Origin of the sequence: Serratia rubidaea (genome assembly GCF_016026735.1) — a bacterium.
In the GTDB taxonomy this organism is placed as follows: Bacteria; Pseudomonadota; Gammaproteobacteria; order Enterobacterales; family Enterobacteriaceae; genus Serratia_B; species Serratia_B rubidaea.
Genome location: NZ_CP065640.1, coordinates 2,874,737 through 2,891,517, shown reverse-complemented (window position 1 = coordinate 2,891,517; position 16,781 = coordinate 2,874,737). Strand labels below are relative to the sequence as shown.

The following is a 16,781-nucleotide window of genomic DNA, read 5'->3' as shown; positions in this document are numbered from 1 at the left end:
TCCCGCCTCAGTGAAACTCAGGCATAACGTGGCGGATAAAGCGCTCCAGCGAGGCTTTTTTCCGCGCGAAGGACATTCCGCTGTCGATCCACAGGGCAAATTCCGCGTAGCCCATCTGCTCATAGTTCTTCAGCCGCGCCACCACCTCATCGGCGGTGCCGATCGCCAGGTTGTTACGCATCATTTCCGCGTTGTAATAACTGTTGGCCGCCATCTCCTCGTCGCTCAGCGGCTTGATCAACCCCTGGCTGACCGGGCGCTCATTCTTGAACCAGGCGCCGAAATAGTGGTAGAAGCGGTTAAGCTCCTGCGCCGCCTGCTGGGCGTCCGCCTCGTCTTCCGCCACATAGCCGTGCTGCAGCAGCATGATTTTCAGCGGCTGCTGCGGCGCATGTTCGCGGCAGGCGTCTTTAAAGCAGGTCACCAGCCGGACGATCTCCTCCTCACCCTGATGCAGCGGCGTCACCTGCACGTTGCAGCCGTTCTTTACCGCGAATTCGTGGCTGTTCGGGTCGCGCGCCGCCACCCAGATCGGCGGATGCGGCTGCTGCTTCGGCTGCGGCGCCGAGGTGGTTGCCGGGAAAGACCAGTACTCGCCCTGATGGGCATAATCCCCCTGCCACAGTTTCTTCACCGCCGGGATCAGCTCGCGCATCCGCTGGCCGGCGTCCCAGGCGGTCAGCCCCGGCATCAGGCGCTCGTATTCATAGCTGTAGGCGCCGCGGGCAATCCCCAGCTCCAACCGCCCGTTGGTGATCAGATCGGTCATCGCCGCTTCGCCGGCCAGCCGCACCGGGTGGTGGAACGGCGCGATCACCGTGCCGGTGCCCAGACGCGCGTGCTGAGTACGGTGGGCAATATCCACCAGGTTGATAAACGGATTGGGGGCAATGGTAAAATTCATGCCGTGGTGCTCCCCGGTCCAGATGGTGTGTACGCCGCCGCGGTCGGCGATTTCGCACAGCTCCATCATCTGTTCATAGAGCTGCTCCTGCGGCTCGTCGGGGGTAGTGCGTTCCATATGGATAAATAAAGACAGTTTCATCGCTCGCTCCCACCCAGCCTTAGCTGGCAAATCGTTTGATGGCGCCGCTGTGCTCATCGCCGTAGTAAATGCTGTAGTTGCCCACCGAGTTTTCACGCTCGAAGCGGTTAAGCAGCGACTTCAGCGCCGGATCATCCATCGGCAGCGCCGCCGCCTGAGCAAGCGGCAGCCAACGGGCCGCCTCGCCCGGCAGCACGCCGTTGCCGGCATCGCTGGGCAGCGCGCACAGGAAGACGATGTGCTGGCGGTTCGACTGACGGTCGTCATAGATGGAGTAGACAAAGCCCGGGCTGGCCGGCAGCGCCAGCTCCTGCAGCAGCGCCGTCAGGCTATCGCCGACGCTGCGCCCGGCCACCGGCCGCGACGGCAGACGGAAGCGCCCGTCCTGTCGTTTGACCATCACCACGCTGCCGTCAAACTCAATCAGCGCGCTGACCACCACTTCCGGCCCGCTGACCAGCGCCTCGGCGTTCTGCGCCGGCGTGAAGTAGGCGCCGCGGTAGTAGCCCAGACCGGCGGTGCCGCTGGAGTCAAAGGCGCTGATTTTGCCGATCAGAATCACATGATCGCCGGCGTCCACCACCTGAAAGCGTTCGCATTCGAACCAGGCGGAGCTGCCGTCCAGCAGCGGCATCCCGGCGTCGCTGCGCCGCCACGCCACCTGCGCGAAGCGGTCGTCCACCTTTTGGGCGAAAATATTCGACGTCTCTTTCTGCTGCTCGGCCAGAATATTGACGGCAAAGTGCGCGCCGTTGGTAAAGTGCGCCAGATTGGCCGAGCGCTTGTCGATATTGACCAGCAGCAGCGCCGGGTCCAGCGATACCGAGGTAAAGGAGTTGGCGGTAAAGCCGATCGGCTGTCCGTCGGCATCCAGCGCGGTGACCACCGTCACCCCGGTCATAAAGGCGCCGAAGGCGTCACGTAATTGTCTGCGTTGTTCAATGTCCATCGTTCGCTCCTGCCGTATCGTGCCGATGCGCCGGGGTTAAAAAGGCCAGCATCTCCTGATTGACCCGCGCCGCATCCGTCAGATTCACCATATGTTTCGCGTTATTAACGATTACCGCCTGCCCCTGCGGGGCCGCGTGCGCCATCTGGCGCGCCATCGCCGGGCTGGAGTTGGCGTCCAGTTCGCCGGTCAGCACCAGCACCGGGCAGCGCATCTCTCCCCAGCGGCCGGCGTAGACCGCATCGCCGGCGGCAAACGCCTGATACGCCTTGGCGTAGCCGTCGCGGCTGACCTGATTCAGCCAGCCGCTGACCCGCCGCCGCAGCGCCGCCTCCTCCTGCGTATCGCTGAACCAGCGCGCCAGCGGCGAATCCAGCTGCGCATCGCCGCGCGCCAGTTCGCCGGCGCGCTGCAGCACCGCGGCGCGCGCCTGTTCGCTGCGCCGGTAAACGCCGCTCATCACCATCGCGCGGCTGACCAGCTGCGGATGATCGATCGCCAGCCCGGCGGCGATCAGCGCTCCCATCGAGTGGCCCGCCACCGCAAAGCGCGGCTGCGGCAGAGTGCGCAGAAACGCCGCCGTCCACGCCACGTAATCCTGTAGCGACGGCGTATGCGCAAAGCCGTCGCTGCCGCCGTGCCCCGGCATATCCACCGCGATAACGTGAAAATGCGCCTGCAGGGCGTCAAGCTGCGGCTGCCAGGCGTCGGCGTTCATGCCCACGCCGTGGATCAGCAGCAGCGGCTCGCCCTCGCCCGCCTCCAGGTAGCTCGCCTGCAGGTTGAATTCAGACAGCCGCTGGGTTTTGCGCATCATGACCAAGCTCTTTCAAATCCAGATAACGGTTACCGATGCGGTGATGCGGTCTCCCCCCCAGCGCCGCCCCCAGCGCCACGACAATTTCATCGCCGGCCGGCGCATCGGCGATGGCGAACTGATAGGTCAGGTAGTGTTCGCGACTGCCTTCGTCGTTCTTCTGCATCATCGGGATCAGGATCGGCGCGTTGGCCGGCCCGCGGGTGTTATTGAACGCCAGGTAACTTTTGGCCTGCACCGCCTGGCGATAGTGGTTGCCGAAATGCAGCGTATGGATCAGCGCCGATGCGTGCTCCAGCTCGCCGTCGATACCGACTACCGCGCATTTACCGAACGCCTCCACCCGCTCGCCGCCGCCGGCCTCTTTGACAATCATCCCGGTCAGCAGCTCGCCGAGCACCGGCGCCAGTTCACGAATTTTCGGGCCGAGGTCTTCCACATAGCCCTGACCGGCCCAGGGGTTTTTGATCACCGCCGCCGCGGCGATCATCACCAGGGGTTTGCCCGCCGCTTTAGCGCCGTCGGTATACAGCGTTTCGGTGGACAGCAACGTTTTACGAATCATCGGATGCATAGGGTTCCTCAAAAAGTAAATCAAATGTTAATCAGTGGGCGATTTGCGGTATAGCATCGGGAAATACGCCATGTCAAAGCTTGGTATACCATAATATCAACCGACAAATATGGGCGGAGATTGGTACGAAAACGGTGGCGATTCAACGGCATAAATCAGAGAGGGAACGGCGGCGCGACCGCCCGGTTTTATCGCCCGCATGCCGCAGAATGCGGGCGACATGGCGGTCAAAAACCGCGCTGCGCCGCCTTTTTTGCCGGATAGGCTATAGTGGTGAGGACATTTTTTTATCGATGTGATGAATTTGTGATCTACGCCTGATTTCCTTTTTCGCCGACGCGGCGTTTGGTATACCATCAGAACAACATTGCATTGTTCAGGGAAAAGGTGCTAAGAGTAATAGCCAAGGAAGTGATACCGATGAGAGAGACCGACAGGATGACGCACACCCCACTGAAGATCGAAAACGCGCCGCTGACGCTGCGTGAACTGGCCCTTAACAACGTCCGCCGCGCGATTATCTCCGGCTACTTTGCCGCCGGCGACCGGCTGGTGGAACGCACGCTCAGCGAGGAACTGGGCGTCAGCCGCAGCGTGGTGCGCGAGGTGATCCGTTATCTGGAAGCGGAAGGACTGATTGAGATCCTGCCCAAGAAGGGGCCGATTGTGGCGATCCTCACCTGGGACATCGCCGAACAGATTTACAATATCCGCCTGCTGCTGGAGCAGGAAGCCGCGCACGACTGCGCGCTGCACGCCAAAAGCAAGGATAAGAAGCTGCTGCACGAAAAACTGCTGCAGATCGACCGCGCCTCCCGCGAACAGGACGATATCAAGCGCGTCGACGCCTCGCAGGAGTTTTATAAAACCATCTTCGACGTCGCCGGGCACGCCATCGCCTGGGAGATTGTGCAGCGTCTCAATAGCCGCATCAGCCGGCTGCGGGCGCTGACGCTGAAAACCCGTGAGCGGCAGGTGGCGGGCTACGAACGCATGACGCGCATCTTCAACGCGATTGAGAAAAACGACCCGGCGCAGGCGAAGCAGGAGGTGTTTGAGCACCTGACCGAAGCCTCCGCGCTGGCCAGGCTGATACTGCAACCACAGGAGTAACCGATGCCCGCTTACTGGATTGCCCACGTCACGGTGACGGATCCGCAACGCTATCAGGCGTATATGGCCGCCGCCCCCGAGGCGTTCCGTCAGTACAACGCGCGCTTTCTGGCGCGCGGCGAACAGGCTGAATCGCTGGAGGGCGCGCCCTTCACCAAGCACGTGCTGATAGAGTTTGACGACTACCAGAGCGCGCTGGCCTGTTACCGTTCCGAAGCCTACCAGCGGGCGAAGCAGGCGCGCGCGGGCTGCGCCGAGGTGATGATTACCATTGTGGATGGGCTGAACGTCGCGCCCGCGGCCTAGCTGCCGGCTCGGTCACTGTCGCAGGCGTTATCCATAACGTGAATATCAATAGCCAAAAATCAGAAAACAAGAAATAAGCATAGGAATTTCATCAGGTTCTATTATCCACCATGGTAAACAGTGTAACCACGGCGAAGATATTTATCTGCCGCGGCGCACTGCGTAAATTGCGATCTTGATCACTTAAAGATGCCGCCCCTCGCTGGCATTCACCCGCTGAGATGAACGCTACTATGCTGAATAATAAAGATAAGCCTGCAAATTCGCCCTGGGCCGCCGTGTTCTCCCTGACGGTGGCCTGTTTTGTGATGGTCACCACCGAGTTTTTACCCATCGGCCTGCTGACCAATATCGCCCCGTCGCTGCACGTCAGCACCGGCAACGCCGGGCTGATGGTCACCATGCCCGGCATCGTGGCCGCCGTCGCCGCGCCGCTGCTGAGCCTGGCCTCCGGGCGCCTTGACCGTCGCCTGCTGATGCTCGGACTGTCATTGTTGCTGATAGTGTCCAATCTGGTTTCCGCGCTGGCGGTCAACTTCCCGATGATGCTGCTCGGTCGGGTGCTGCTCGGCATCTGCGTCGGCGGCTTCTGGTCGTTCGCCGCCAACTACGGCCGCCATCTGGTGCCGGAGAGCAGCCAGGGCCGCGCCACTGCGCTGATCCTCAGCGGTATTTCGGTCGGCGCGGTGTGCGGCGTCCCCGCCGGCGCGCTGATTGGCGACGCCTTCGGCTGGCGCAGCGCCTTCTTTGGCAGCGCAGCGCTGGCGCTGCTGGTGCTGCTGGCGCAGCTGCGTCTGCTGACCTCGGTGCCGCCGTCGCGTGCGGTTACCGTGCGCGATCTGCTGCTGCCGCTGCGCCTGCCGCTGGCGCGTATCGGGCTGCTCGCCATCGTGCTGCTGTTTATCGGCCACTTTGCCGCCTACACCTACCTGCGTCCGCTGCTGCAACAGGTATTTGTCCTCAGCCCGTCGGCCATCTCCCTGCAGCTGCTGGCCTACGGCGCCATCGGCCTGCTGGGCACCTTCGCCGGCGAGCGGCTGGCGGAGCACAGCCTGCGCGCCACCTGTATTCTGATTGCCGTGATGCTGGCGGGGATTTTGATCGTCTCGCCGCTGCTGAGCGGCGTGGCCGGCGCCACGCTGATGGTGCTGATCTGGGGGCTGGCCTTCGGCGCGGTGCCGGTGTGCGCCACCAACTGGATGTTCGCCGCGGTGCCGCAGGCGCCGGAAGCCGGCCAGGCGCTGCTGGTGTGCGTGATCCAGATTGCGCTGGCCTCCGGCGCGCTGCTGGGCGGCGAAGTGGTGGACTGGCAGGGCGTCAGCAGCGCCATGCTGTTCGGCGGCGCGCTGATCCTGTCGGCGGCGCTGGTGTTCGGTTTATCCTTGCGTTCCGACCCGGTTGACGCTAAACAGTGTTAACCCGCATCACGGGCGCGCCGCGTCGCGCCCTGGCCTAACAGCAGGAGCAGCATGGACCATCACTTACTGGCAATCCGCGTCTTTATCCGCGTGGTGGAAACCGGCGGCTTTACCCGCGCCGCCGATACGCTGCGGATGCCGAAAGCCACCGTCAGCAAGCTGATCCGCAACCTGGAAAATCACCTGCAGACCAAGCTGCTGCAGCGCACCACCCGCAGCGTGGCGGTGACGCCGGAAGGCGAATGCTACTACCGCCGCACGGTAAAATGGCTGGCGGAGCTGGAGCAGATGGAAGGCTGCATGACCGATTCGCAAAGCTCGCCGCAGGGCGTGCTGCGCATCGACGTCGGCGGCGGCACCGCGCGCCAGCTGCTGCTGCCGGCGCTGCCGGACTTCTTCGCCCGCTACCCGCAGATCCAGGTCGACCTTGGCGTCAGCGACCGGCAAATCAACCTGATTAACGACAACGCCGACTGTGTGATCCGCAGCGGGACGCTGGCGGACTCCAGCCTGATCGCCCGGCGGCTGTTCAGCCTGAGCTGGGTGACCTGCGCCACGCCGGACTATCTGGCGCGTTACGGCACGCCGCGCCATCCTGCCGAACTGGAGCAGGGCTTCCCGCTGGCGCACTACCGACACGCGGTGAACGATCGCATCCAGCCGCTGCGCTTTGTCGAGGCCGGCCGGCAGTTTGAGATCCAGCATCGCTACCAAATCAGCGTCAACGAGGGCGGCGCCCTGCTGGCCGCGGCGCTGTCCGGATTAGGCATCGTGCAGACGCTGCGTTTTATGGCGCAGCCGCATCTGGAGCGCGGCGAACTGGTCAGCATTCTCGACGACTGGCAGCCGCCGGCGGAACCCACCTATGTGGTCTATCCCTCCAACCGCCACCTGAGCAGCAAGCTGCGGGTGTTTATCGAATGGGCGGTCGAACGCTTTGCCTGAGCGGCTTCGCCGCCGCTTACCCACCAAGCTGGCAACTAAATAGCTTATTAAGTTAATAACAAAGTAAGCTGCACAGCGACACCCTTCCCCGTATGAACCAGAACTTTCCCAATTGCCCGGCTAATAAGTTATCAGCAGAATAAGCTCTTAAGTTAAGCGGATAGCAGCTTGGCAACCTGCATAAGTTAAGGCATATTGGTGGCTATTCGTTCTGACTAACCCGTTAGATTATCAACCTGTCAAGTCACTAACTTAATAAGTTAATGACTTAATAACTTGAGAGATGGCAGCATGATTGTTTTGATTGGTTCGCAAAAAGGCGGCGTAGGGAAATCCACCAAGGCGGTAAACATCGCCGGATATCTGATTATCAAGGAAGGCAAAACGGCGATTATCGTCGACGCCGATGACCAAAAATCGATCATGACCTGGTACAACGATCGCCAGAACGTTGAGGGGCTGCCGCATATCCCGGTGGTCGCCGCCTCCGGTAAAATCAAGGAAACCCTGCTGGAGCTGGATCGCCATTACGACTATGTGATTGTCGACACCGCCGGCCGCGACAGCGCCGAACTGCGCTCCGGCCTGCTGGCCGCCGACCTGTTCCTCTCGCCGCTGCGCCCTTCGCAGATGGACCTCGACACCATCGGCTACCTGTCGGAAATGTTCTCCACCGCGCAGGAGTATAATGAGAAGGTCAAAGGCTATATTGTGCTCAATATGTGCCCGACCAATATCTTTATTAACGAGGCCAACGAGGCGGCGGAAGTGCTGAGCGAATACCCGGAGTTCAAGCTAGTGGGCAACCGCCTGTGCGACCGCAAGATTTATCGCGATGCCTGGGGCGAAGCGAAAACCATTCATGAAGCGAATAATGAAAAAGCGCAGCACGAAATCGCCAGCCTGGTCAAAGAGGTGATCCTGTGAAAAAACGTACCCCGAGCCAGCGCATGACGGAAGATGAGTTTATCAACAGCGCCACCTCGCATACGCTGCACGTACCGGCGCCGGCCGCCGAGGCCAAGCCGCAGGGGCGTAAGCGCACCTATAAGGCGCTGTCCGTCAGCCTGACCGACAGCCACGTCGAGGCCATTGATGCAATGATCGTACTGGCGGCGCGCAACGGCATCGTGCGCGTCACCCGTTCCGATATCATCAAACTGGCCATCGACGGCCTGACGGAAAAAAGCGAGAACCACCTGCTGGAACTGCTGAAAAAATCCTGACGCCGTCCGCCTCCGGCAGATACGCGCGTCTTGGCCCGATAAATTACCAGCTTAATAAGTTATTAGAATATTAGGCTGGCAGTTAAGCAGCTTCACAGCCTAAACGACATGCGCCGCCGGTCAGCGGCGCAATAAACCCATTGATAAACAATCCATTAGTGCTAAAAACCCGCCGGCAACGACAAAGGCTGAGCATCTCCCCTCTCCTGCCCGAATAACGTCAGGCGGCCCTACGGCATCAGCGGATATCCGCCAGCGCCTCCTCCATCAGGCGCGCCACGAGTGTCCGTACCGTCCCCGCCTCTCCGTCCGCCGGCGTCTGGCCCAGCACTATCCCCAAATTCCCCGGCGACGGCAGCTGACCACCGGCAATACGCAGATTATCCGGCATGCCGATGCGCGTACGTACGGTGATGCCAAGCCCCGCCTGCACCGCTGCCCAGATTCCGCTCAGGCTGTGGCTGACAAACATCACGCGCCACGGGATCCCTGCCCGGTCCAGACAGGCGGTAGCGCGGGCGCGCATCAGACAAGGGCTGGCAAACATCACCAGCGGCAGCGGTTCGCCCTGCGCCAATAGCGCGTCAATATCCAGCTCACGGTGGTAAACCCACTCCAGCTGGCAGCGGCCAAGTAGCCGACCGTCCTGCAGGGGCGTATCCGGCTGCCACATCAGCGCCATATCCAGCGTTTTTTCCGCCAGCCCGCTCAACAACGCGTGATTGCGATCTATCCGCGCGCTGATGCGCAGCCCCGGATGATGGCGTTTCAGCTGCCCGAGCATTCCCGGCATCAGCGATTCGCCAAAGTCTTCCTGCATGCCGATGCGGATTTCCCCCTGCAGCAATTCGCCCTGCAGCGCGCGCTGCGCCTCATCATTGAGCGCCAGCATCCGCCGGGCGTAACCCAGCACTATTTCGCCGTGCTGGGTCAGCGCCAAATGACGGCCATTTTTCACCACCAGGGCAACGCCGCACTGCATCTCCAACTTTTTCAACTGGGCGCTGACGGCGGAGGTGGAACGGCACAGACGCTTCGCCGCCAGCGCAAAGCTGCCGGACTCGATGCCGACGACAAAACTACGCAGTGCGTCAAGATCGAGTGCTTGAGTACGTTTTTCCATAACTATCCTGAAATACGGGATGGTGGGTTCTGTATAATTTGATTTTCGGGATAAAACTATGGCGTCAGAATGCGCTTACTGTCAATCCGGAGAGTACGCCATGACGATATCCCCCGATCGTGAAACCCTTGCCAGACTTGCCCCCAAACTGGCTGAACTGAGCAAAGAGGTGTTGTTTGATGATATATGGCGGCGCAAGGAACTTACGCCGCGCGAACGCAGTCTGGTCACGCTGGCTGCGCTAACGGCGCTGGGACGCGTGCAGCAGCTGCCGTGGCACATCAGCTTCGGCCGGCAAAACGGCCTGACCCGTCAGGAAATCGCCGAGGTGTTTACCCATCTGGCGTTTTACGCCGGCTGGCCCGCCGCGGTCTCCGCGTTCGGCTGCCTGGATGAGGAGGAAATCTGATGCCTTTTACCCGTATCACGCTGCGCCAGGGCTACAGCGATGCGCAGCTGGCGCGGCTTTCCGACATTCTGCACCGCTGCCTGACCGAAGAGTTCGCCGTGCCGCCGGACGATCGCTTCCAGGTTATTGAGACGCTGCCCGCCAATCAGCGTGTGTTCTCCCGCCATTACCTGAGCGGCGCACGCAGCGACGATTTTATGCTGTTTCAGATTATCGCCGGCAAGCCCCGTACGCGTACGCAGAAACAGAACTTCTACCGGGCGCTGAGCGAACGGCTGCAGCAGGAGCTGTCCATCAATCCGGACGATGTGATGGTGATCGTGCAAAACAATCAGCCGGATGACTGGAGCTTCAGCAACGGCGAGATCTATGCCCCGCAGGGGCGCTAAACGGTAAGACGCAGGGACGTTCCTTGCGCGGCAGGATAAGCGGAATCACGCCGGGCCGTTGCGGCCCGGCGTCGGCGTTTACTTCAGCGTGAAGCTCTGCTGCAGCGTCTGGGCGGAATCCAGACCGACAAACGCGTTGAATTTGCCCGGTTCCGCGCCCCACTTCAGGCTGGCGTTGTAGAACTTCAGATCGTTTTCATCGATCGGCATCTCGACCGTGGTCGCCTGGCCCGCCTTCAGCGTCACTTTGCGGAAGTTGCGCAGCTCTTTCACCGGCCGGCTGACCGACGCGGTTTCATCCTGCAGATACAGCTGCACCACGGTAGCGCCGTCGTAGTTACCGTTGTTTTTCAGCGTCACGCTGGCGGTGATTTTGCCGTTGCGCGCCATGGTCGGGCTGGACAGCGTGAAGTCCGACAGCGTGAAGCGGCTGTAGCTCAGGCCGTAGCCGAACGGATACAGCGGGCCATTGGGCGAGTCGAAGTAGCGCGAGGTGTACTTGCCCGGATTCTCCTTGTTAAACGGCCGCCCGGTGTTCAGATGGTTGTAGTACATCGGGATCTGGCCCACGGAGCGCGGGAAGGTCATCGGCAGCTTGCCCGACGGGTTGTAGTCGCCGAACAGCACGTCCGCCACCGCATTGCCGCCTTCGGTGCCGCTGAACCAGGTTTCCAGCATCGCATCCGCCTGTTGGCTTTCCCACTCCAGCGCCAGCGGCCGGCCGTTCATCAGCACCAGCACCAGCGGCTTACCGGTGGCCTTCAGCGCCTTGATCAGGTCGCGCTGGCTCTGCGGAATGGTGATATCGGCGCGGCTCGACGCCTCGTGCGCCATGCCCTGCGATTCGCCGACCACCGCCACCACCACGTCCGCCTGTTTGGCGGCGCTGACCGCTTCGTCAATCATCTGCTGCGGCGGCCGCGGGTCAAACACCACCGCCGGCTCGTACAGGTTCAGATAATCAATGATGCTCTTATCCTGCGTGATGTTGGCCCCTTTGGCGTAGATGATTTTCGCCTTGTCGCCCACCGCGTTTCTCATCCCCTGCAGCAGGGTCACCGACTGTTTGCTGACGCCGGCGGCCGACCAGCTGCCCATCATATCGCGCTGACTGTCGGCCATCGGCCCCACCAGCGCAATGGTGCCCTGCTTGCGCAGCGGCAGCGTCTGGTTATCGTTTTTCAGCAGCACCTGGGTGCGGCGCGCCACGTCGCGCGCCTCGGCGCGGTGCAGACGGCTTTCGGCGTTGGTGTCCTGCGGGTCGGAACCCGCCGGGCCAAGGTGTACGTACGGATCCTTGAACAGCCCCATCGCATATTTGGTGTTCAGCACGTCGCGGCAGGCGCGGTCAATATCGCTCTCCGACACCAGCCCTTCTTTCACCAGCCCCGGCAGATATTTGTCGTAATATTCATCGCTCATGCTCATATCTACGCCGGAGGTGATCGCCAGCCGCACCGCGTCACGCGGGTCCTGCGCCACGCCGTGCTTGATCAGCTCCTTAATCGCGCCGTGGTCGCTGATGGTGATGCCGCCAAAGCCCCACTGGTTGCGCAGCAGATCCTTCAGCAGCCAGGGATTGGCGGTGGCGGGAATACCGTTAATCGAATTCAGCGACACCATCACCCCGCCGCTGCCGGCGTCCACCGCCGCCCTGTACGGCGGCAGGTAGTCCTGCTGCATGCGCAGCGGGCTCATATCCACGGTGTTGTAGTCGCGTCCGCCTTCGGTCGCGCCGTACAGCGCAAAGTGCTTCACGCTGGCCATCACCGAGCCGGGTTTGGCCGGATCGCCGTTCTGGTAGGCGTCCACCATCACTTTGGCAATTTTCGACACCAGCCAGGTGTCCTCGCCGAAGCCTTCCGATACCCGTCCCCAGCGCGGGTCGCGGGTGATATCAACCATCGGCGAGAAGGTCATATTCAGGCCGTCGTCGCTGGCCTCCTGGGCGGAGACCCGGCCGCTGAGCGCGATGGCCTCCAGATCGAAACTGGCGGCCAGCCCCAGGCTGATGGGGAATACCGTGCGCTGGCCGTGCACCACGTCATAGGCGAAAAACAGCGGGATCTTCAGGCGACTGAGCTGCATCGCCTGGTCCTGCATCACGCGGATATCCGGCCGGGTGACGGTGTTGAAGATTGCACCGATCTGCCCCTTGCGGATGCCTTCGCGGATCGCCTCTTTCGGATTATCCGGCCCGACGCTGATTAAGCGCAGCTGGCCGATTTTCTCTTCCAGCGTCATCTGCTTCATCAGCTTGCTGACGAACGCATCGCGCTGCTGAACATTAATTCCTTGCGTTGCGCCGCTTTCCTGCGCAAAAACCGGACTGACCGCCAGGCCGGACACCAAACCCACTGCACAAAGCCATTTCATATTGTTATCTCAGGCAGGTTCCCGCCGCGGAACCCGGCGGGAAAGTAAACAGGTATCAGGGAGTGTGCCACACTCTTTTTCCCCGTTGAAACCGTTATGGTTACAAGCTGTTAGCCGTCGCCGCCAGATAGCGCGCCAGCCGGGCGCGGCTGTGCGCTGCTTCCTGCGTCAGAAAATCCGTCAGCAGGGCCAGCCCGTCCGGCGGCGGCGTACGTTCAGGATAGACCAAATAATAGCCGGCGCCGCTGGCGACGCTCAGCGCAAACGGCGTCACGATGCGCCGCGCCTGAATATCTTCCTCCAGCAGGCACAGGTCGCCGATCGCAATGCCCAGCCCCTGCAATGCCGCGCTCATCGCCAGATCCAGCGTGTCGAAATGCTGCGACTTGCGCGAGGGCAGCGCCGCGCCGCCGGCCGCCTTCAGCCAGCGCAGCCAGTCGCGCCGGTCGCGCGTCGGGTGCAGCAGGGTTTTCTCCGCCAGCTCCTCCAGCCGCGGCGTTGCGGAGAGATAGCCCGGCGTACAGACCGGCGTCAGCACCTCGTCAAACAGCGGGTGCGCCGTCAGCCGTTTGCCCGGCGGCGCGCCGAAGGTGACCGCCGCGTCAAACTGCTCGCCGGCAAAGTCCAGCCGGTGCGATACCGAAGCGGTCAGTTCGATATGCAGTTCCGGCCGCTCATTCTGCAGACGAATAATTCTGGGCAACAGCCAGCGCATGGCGCAGGTCGGGCATTTGATGCGCAGCGTGCCGGGCTGGGCGCCGACGCGGGCGACGGCCTCGGCCAGCTGTCCCAGCGCCTGACGCACCGGCCCAAGCAGCTGCGCGCCCTGCGGCGTCAGCGCCAGCCCGCGCGCATGGCGGCTGAACAGCGGGTAGCCAAGCTGCCGCTCCAGACCGAGGATCTGCCGGCTCACCGCCCCCTGCGTCAGGTGCAGCGCCTGCGCGGCATGGGTAAAGTTCAGCCGTTGCGCCACCGCAACAAAGGTTTTCAACACGTCGAGCGAAGGTAACGTCGTGGGCATCCGGGTCTCTCCAGCCATGAGCGAAACGCATGGCTAGCATGACAAAGTTTCTCTTGTCGCGCCATAACGGCTGTTGCTTAATCACTCAACCTACTCGCTGCCCCGGAGCCGCCATGCAGAGCGCCTGTTCACCCCGTTCCAAACTGCCGGACGTCGGCACCACCATTTTTACCGTGATCGGCCAGCTGAGCGCCGAACATCAGGCGCTGAATCTGGCGCAGGGCGCCCCCAACTTCGGCTGCGCGCCGCAGCTGATTAACGACGCCGAGCAAGCCATGCGCGCCGGTCATAACCAGTATGCACCGATGAGCGGCGTGTCCGCCCTGCGCCACGCGCTGGCGGAAAAAACGCAGCGCCTGTACGGCGCACGCTATGACGCCGAGACGGAGATCACCGTGCTGGCCAGCGCCAGCGAAGGCCTGTACGCCGCCATCAGCGCGCTGGTGCAGCGCGGCGACGAGGTGATCTATTTCGAACCGGCGTTCGACAGCTATGCCCCCATCGTGCGGCTGCAGGGCGCGCGGCCGGTGCCTGTCCGGCTGTCGTTGCAGGATCTGCGCATTGACTGGGATGAGGTGGCCGCCGCCATCAACGGCAACACGCGGATGATCATCATCAACAGCCCGCATAACCCGACCGGCGCGCTGCTCGACGAGCAGGACATCGCGCGCCTGAGCGCGCTGACGCGCAATACCGACATCGTGATCCTGTCGGACGAGGTGTATGAGCACGTGGTGTTCGACGGCGCCGCGCATCACAGTATGGCGCGCCATCCACAGCTGGCGGAGCGCAGCGTGATCGTCTCGTCGTTCGGCAAAACCTATCACGTTACCGGCTGGCGCATCGGCTACTGCCTGGCGCCGGCGGCGCTGACGTCGGAGATCCGCAAGGTGCATCAGTTTCTGGTGTTCTCCGCCGATACGCCGATGCAGTACGCCTTCGCCGCGGCGCTGGCCGATGCGCAGAGCTATCTCGGGCTGGCCGCCTTCTACCAGCAAAAGCGCGATCTGCTGGCCGCGGCGCTGCAGGGGTCACGCTTTGAGCTGCTGCCGAGCGCCGGCAGCTTCTTTATGCTGGCGCGCTTTAGCACCTTCAGCCAGGAGAGCGACAACGACTTCGCCGTGCGGCTGATCCGCGAGGCGCAGGTCGCCACTATTCCGCTGTCGGCGTTTTACAGCGACGGCAGCGATACCGGCATTATTCGCCTGAGCTTCGCCAAAGATGACCAGACGCTGCGCGAAGGCGCGCGCCGTCTGCAGACCGTATAACCGACCGTACGCCACTGAGGAAACCGCGATGCACACCACACTGAAAACACTGCTGGCCGCCGGTTGTCTGCTCGCCGCCGGCGTCAGCCAGGCCGCCGATCTGCGCTTCGGCGTCGAGGCGCTGTACCCGCCGTTCGAGTCCAAATCCGCCAGCGGCGAGCTGGAGGGGTTTGATATCGATCTCGGCAACGCGGTCTGCGCCGCCGCTAAACTGCGCTGCAGCTGGGTGGAAACCTCGTTCGACAGTCTGATCCCGGCGCTGCAGGCGCGCAAATTTGACGCGATTAACTCGGCGATGAACGTCACCGAACAGCGGAAACGGGCCATCGCCTTTACCCGGGCGATTTATCAGGTGCCCAACCGGCTGATCGCCAAAGCCGACGGCGGGCTGACGCCCGACGCCAAAGCGCTGGCCGGCAAGCGCGTCGGCGTGCTGCAGGGGTCAATTCAGGAAAACTACGCCAAGGCGCACTGGGCGCCGCAGGGCGTCGAGGTGGTCGCCTATCAGGATCAGAATCAGGTGTACCTCGACCTGAGCGCCGGACGGCTCGACGCCACGCTGATTATGGCGCCCGCCGGCCAGAGCGGTTTCCTCTCCCGGCCGGAGGGCAAGGGCTTCACCTTCGTCGGCGACGCGGTGCAGGATGAGAAGATTTTCGGCTCCGGCATCGCCTTCGGGCTGCGCAAGCAGGACAGCGCGCTGAAACAGCGGCTGGATGCGGCGATCGTACAGGTGCAGCAACAGGGCACGGTCGATAAGCTGGCGCAGAAGTATTTCGGCGACATCGACGTCGCGGTGAAATAACGCCCGCGGGCACAATCAGCGCCCGCGAAACTCGCGCCGGTAGCGTGACGGCGAGGTGTTGAGATGCTTGAGAAAATGGCGGCGCAGCGAGGTGGTGGAAGGGAAACCCACCGTTTCGGCGATATATTCAATGGAGCGATCGCTTTTTTCCAAAAAGCGCTGGGCGGCGATCAGGCGCTGGTTCAGCAGCCACTGCGCAAAGCTGTTGCCCGTCGTCTGCTGGAAGCGGCGGGTAAAACTGCGGCGGCTCATGCAGGCTTTCTCGGCGACCCGATCCAGTGACAGCGTCTGCTGCAGGTTCGCCGTCACCCACTCCAGCGCCTGCGAAAAATTATCCCCCTGACGCGTGTTCTGTACCGGCAGCGCCACATACTGCGACTGCCCGCCCTGCCGGTGCGGCACCACCACCAGCTGACGCGCCACGTGCGCCGCGGTATCCGCCCCCCAGATTTTCCTTACCAGATGCAGGCAGCAGTCGATGCTGGCGGCGGTGCCCGCCGAGGTCACCACGTCATCCTCGTCGATATACAGCACGTCCTTATCCGTCCTGACGTCGGGATAGCGCTGCTGAAAATCCGCCATCCAGCGCCAGTGCGTCGTCGCCTGACGGCGATACAGCAGCCCCGCGGCGGCCACCACAAACGCGCCCATACACAGGCCGACGATTTTGGCGCCGGCGGCGTGCGCCGCCCGCAGGGCATCCAATAATGCAGGCTCCGGCGGCCGGGCCGGGTCGTCCCAGCTCGGAACGATCACCATCTCCATTCGGCTCAGCGCCTCCAGCCCGTGATTCACCACGATGGAGAAGCCGGCATTGGTGGTGAGTTCGCCGGGCGTGGCCGTGCAGAGGGTGAGTTCACAGCGCGCCGCGCCGTCGGGGGCGCGCACCTTTTCAAACACCGCAAAGGGCACCGAAAGATGGAAAGGAATAATACCGTCAAACGCCACAATGCCGATTTTCATCCACACTCACGCCTCGTAACAAGAGCGCCGCCCG

General features: G+C 62.4%; 18 protein-coding genes. 10 read left to right on the top strand and 8 right to left on the bottom strand.

Annotation, left to right across the window (positions count from 1 at the left end):
• Positions 1–7 precede the first annotated feature (7 nt).
• The 4 genes from I6G83_RS13545 to I6G83_RS13530 are packed head-to-tail and all read right to left on the bottom strand — an operon-like array spanning position 8 to position 3,385.
• The gene (locus I6G83_RS13545; protein WP_054307380.1) at positions 8–1,045 is read right to left on the bottom strand and encodes an LLM class flavin-dependent oxidoreductase; all 1,038 of its coding nucleotides are present in this window, start codon (positions 1,043–1,045) and stop codon (positions 8–10) included.
• A gap of 19 nt (positions 1,046–1,064) precedes the next feature.
• Positions 1,065–1,994, bottom strand: a complete 930-nt coding sequence (locus tag I6G83_RS13540) for a flavin reductase family protein (protein ID WP_054307379.1) — start codon at positions 1,992–1,994, stop codon at positions 1,065–1,067.
• Positions 1,984–2,811 carry an alpha/beta fold hydrolase gene (locus I6G83_RS13535; RefSeq protein ID WP_054307378.1) on the bottom strand — a complete coding sequence of 276 codons (828 nt, stop codon included), beginning with the start codon at positions 2,809–2,811 and terminating at the stop codon, positions 1,984–1,986. The genes I6G83_RS13540 and I6G83_RS13535 overlap by 11 nt, the downstream gene beginning before the upstream one ends.
• Positions 2,783–3,385, bottom strand: coding sequence for an amino acid synthesis family protein (locus I6G83_RS13530; RefSeq protein WP_015671462.1), 603 nt, complete (start codon positions 3,383–3,385; stop codon positions 2,783–2,785). The genes I6G83_RS13535 and I6G83_RS13530 overlap by 29 nt, the downstream gene beginning before the upstream one ends.
• A gap of 438 nt (positions 3,386–3,823) precedes the next feature.
• Between I6G83_RS13530 and I6G83_RS13525 the strand changes: the two genes are divergently transcribed.
• From I6G83_RS13525 to I6G83_RS13500, 6 genes are all read left to right on the top strand, one after another.
• Positions 3,824–4,498, top strand: coding sequence for a GntR family transcriptional regulator (locus tag I6G83_RS13525; protein WP_041411737.1), 675 nt, complete (start codon positions 3,824–3,826; stop codon positions 4,496–4,498).
• A 3-nt stretch (positions 4,499–4,501) separates the two neighbouring features.
• Entirely contained in the window at positions 4,502–4,804 is a 303-nt protein-coding gene (locus I6G83_RS13520; protein ID WP_054307377.1) for a DUF1330 domain-containing protein, read from the top strand.
• Positions 4,805–5,037: 233 nt separating this feature from the next.
• Positions 5,038–6,222, top strand: a complete 1,185-nt coding sequence (locus I6G83_RS13515; protein ID WP_054307376.1) for an MFS transporter — start codon at positions 5,038–5,040, stop codon at positions 6,220–6,222.
• A 51-nt stretch (positions 6,223–6,273) separates the two neighbouring features.
• Positions 6,274–7,167, top strand: a complete 894-nt coding sequence (locus I6G83_RS13510) for a LysR family transcriptional regulator (RefSeq protein WP_061324664.1) — start codon at positions 6,274–6,276, stop codon at positions 7,165–7,167.
• 291 nt (positions 7,168–7,458) lie between these two features.
• On the top strand, positions 7,459–8,094 hold the full coding sequence (locus tag I6G83_RS13505) for an AAA family ATPase (protein WP_015671457.1): 636 nt from the start codon (positions 7,459–7,461) through the stop codon (positions 8,092–8,094).
• The gene (locus I6G83_RS13500) at positions 8,091–8,393 is read left to right on the top strand and encodes a hypothetical protein (RefSeq protein ID WP_054307563.1); all 303 of its coding nucleotides are present in this window, start codon (positions 8,091–8,093) and stop codon (positions 8,391–8,393) included. Before I6G83_RS13505 ends, I6G83_RS13500 begins: the two co-directional genes overlap by 4 nt.
• Before the next feature lie 238 nt (positions 8,394–8,631).
• On the opposite strand, the gene I6G83_RS13495 is transcribed toward I6G83_RS13500, so the two are convergent.
• Entirely contained in the window at positions 8,632–9,516 is an 885-nt protein-coding gene (locus I6G83_RS13495; protein WP_054307562.1) for a LysR substrate-binding domain-containing protein, read from the bottom strand.
• Positions 9,517–9,616: 100 nt separating this feature from the next.
• Between I6G83_RS13495 and I6G83_RS13490 the strand changes: the two genes are divergently transcribed.
• Together I6G83_RS13490 and I6G83_RS13485 are read left to right on the top strand one after the other, a co-directional pair.
• A complete protein-coding gene (locus tag I6G83_RS13490; RefSeq protein ID WP_054307561.1) occupies positions 9,617–9,925 on the top strand; it encodes a carboxymuconolactone decarboxylase family protein in 309 nt (102 codons plus the stop codon).
• A complete protein-coding gene (locus tag I6G83_RS13485) occupies positions 9,925–10,314 on the top strand; it encodes a tautomerase family protein (RefSeq protein WP_054307560.1) in 390 nt (129 codons plus the stop codon). Before I6G83_RS13490 ends, I6G83_RS13485 begins: the two co-directional genes overlap by 1 nt.
• Positions 10,315–10,392: 78 nt before the next feature.
• On the opposite strand, the gene bglX is transcribed toward I6G83_RS13485, so the two are convergent.
• Together bglX and I6G83_RS13475 are read right to left on the bottom strand one after the other, a co-directional pair.
• The gene (gene bglX / locus I6G83_RS13480) at positions 10,393–12,690 is read right to left on the bottom strand and encodes a beta-glucosidase BglX (protein WP_054307559.1); all 2,298 of its coding nucleotides are present in this window, start codon (positions 12,688–12,690) and stop codon (positions 10,393–10,395) included.
• A 100-nt stretch (positions 12,691–12,790) separates the two neighbouring features.
• Positions 12,791–13,711, bottom strand: coding sequence for a LysR substrate-binding domain-containing protein (locus tag I6G83_RS13475; protein WP_054307558.1), 921 nt, complete (start codon positions 13,709–13,711; stop codon positions 12,791–12,793).
• Between the two features lie 113 nt (positions 13,712–13,824).
• Here I6G83_RS13475 and I6G83_RS13470 point away from each other — a divergent pair, with 113 nt between their 5' ends.
• Positions 13,825–14,979: a methionine aminotransferase gene (locus I6G83_RS13470; RefSeq protein WP_054307557.1), complete on the top strand. Its 1,155-nt coding sequence runs from the start codon at positions 13,825–13,827 to the stop codon at positions 14,977–14,979.
• Between the two features lie 28 nt (positions 14,980–15,007).
• Positions 15,008–15,784 (top strand): ABC transporter substrate-binding protein, encoded by a 777-nt coding sequence (locus I6G83_RS13465; protein ID WP_054307556.1) that lies wholly within the window; start codon positions 15,008–15,010, stop codon positions 15,782–15,784.
• Between the two features lie 15 nt (positions 15,785–15,799).
• Here the strand turns inward: I6G83_RS13465 and I6G83_RS13460 are convergent, their stop codons facing one another.
• Positions 15,800–16,747 (bottom strand): GlxA family transcriptional regulator, encoded by a 948-nt coding sequence (locus I6G83_RS13460; protein ID WP_054307555.1) that lies wholly within the window; start codon positions 16,745–16,747, stop codon positions 15,800–15,802.
• Positions 16,748–16,781 lie beyond the last annotated feature (34 nt).

Coding starts and splice junctions, on each gene's coding strand:
- I6G83_RS13485 (WP_054307560.1), top strand. CDS start 9,925: ATGCCTTTTACCCGTATCACGCTGCGCCAGGGCTACAGCGATGCGCAG.
- I6G83_RS13460 (WP_054307555.1), bottom strand. CDS start 16,747: ATGAAAATCGGCATTGTGGCGTTTGACGGTATTATTCCTTTCCATCTT.
- I6G83_RS13495 (WP_054307562.1), bottom strand. CDS start 9,516: ATGGAAAAACGTACTCAAGCACTCGATCTTGACGCACTGCGTAGTTTT.
- I6G83_RS13535 (WP_054307378.1), bottom strand. CDS start 2,811: ATGATGCGCAAAACCCAGCGGCTGTCTGAATTCAACCTGCAGGCGAGC.
- I6G83_RS13475 (WP_054307558.1), bottom strand. CDS start 13,711: ATGCCCACGACGTTACCTTCGCTCGACGTGTTGAAAACCTTTGTTGCG.
- I6G83_RS13525 (WP_041411737.1), top strand. CDS start 3,824: ATGACGCACACCCCACTGAAGATCGAAAACGCGCCGCTGACGCTGCGT.
- I6G83_RS13540 (WP_054307379.1), bottom strand. CDS start 1,994: ATGGACATTGAACAACGCAGACAATTACGTGACGCCTTCGGCGCCTTT.
- I6G83_RS13545 (WP_054307380.1), bottom strand. CDS start 1,045: ATGAAACTGTCTTTATTTATCCATATGGAACGCACTACCCCCGACGAG.
- I6G83_RS13490 (WP_054307561.1), top strand. CDS start 9,617: ATGACGATATCCCCCGATCGTGAAACCCTTGCCAGACTTGCCCCCAAA.
- I6G83_RS13465 (WP_054307556.1), top strand. CDS start 15,008: ATGCACACCACACTGAAAACACTGCTGGCCGCCGGTTGTCTGCTCGCC.
- I6G83_RS13530 (WP_015671462.1), bottom strand. CDS start 3,385: ATGCATCCGATGATTCGTAAAACGTTGCTGTCCACCGAAACGCTGTAT.
- I6G83_RS13505 (WP_015671457.1), top strand. CDS start 7,459: ATGATTGTTTTGATTGGTTCGCAAAAAGGCGGCGTAGGGAAATCCACC.
- I6G83_RS13515 (WP_054307376.1), top strand. CDS start 5,038: ATGCTGAATAATAAAGATAAGCCTGCAAATTCGCCCTGGGCCGCCGTG.
- I6G83_RS13470 (WP_054307557.1), top strand. CDS start 13,825: ATGCAGAGCGCCTGTTCACCCCGTTCCAAACTGCCGGACGTCGGCACC.
- I6G83_RS13520 (WP_054307377.1), top strand. CDS start 4,502: ATGCCCGCTTACTGGATTGCCCACGTCACGGTGACGGATCCGCAACGC.
- bglX (WP_054307559.1), bottom strand. CDS start 12,690: ATGAAATGGCTTTGTGCAGTGGGTTTGGTGTCCGGCCTGGCGGTCAGT.
- I6G83_RS13510 (WP_061324664.1), top strand. CDS start 6,274: ATGGACCATCACTTACTGGCAATCCGCGTCTTTATCCGCGTGGTGGAA.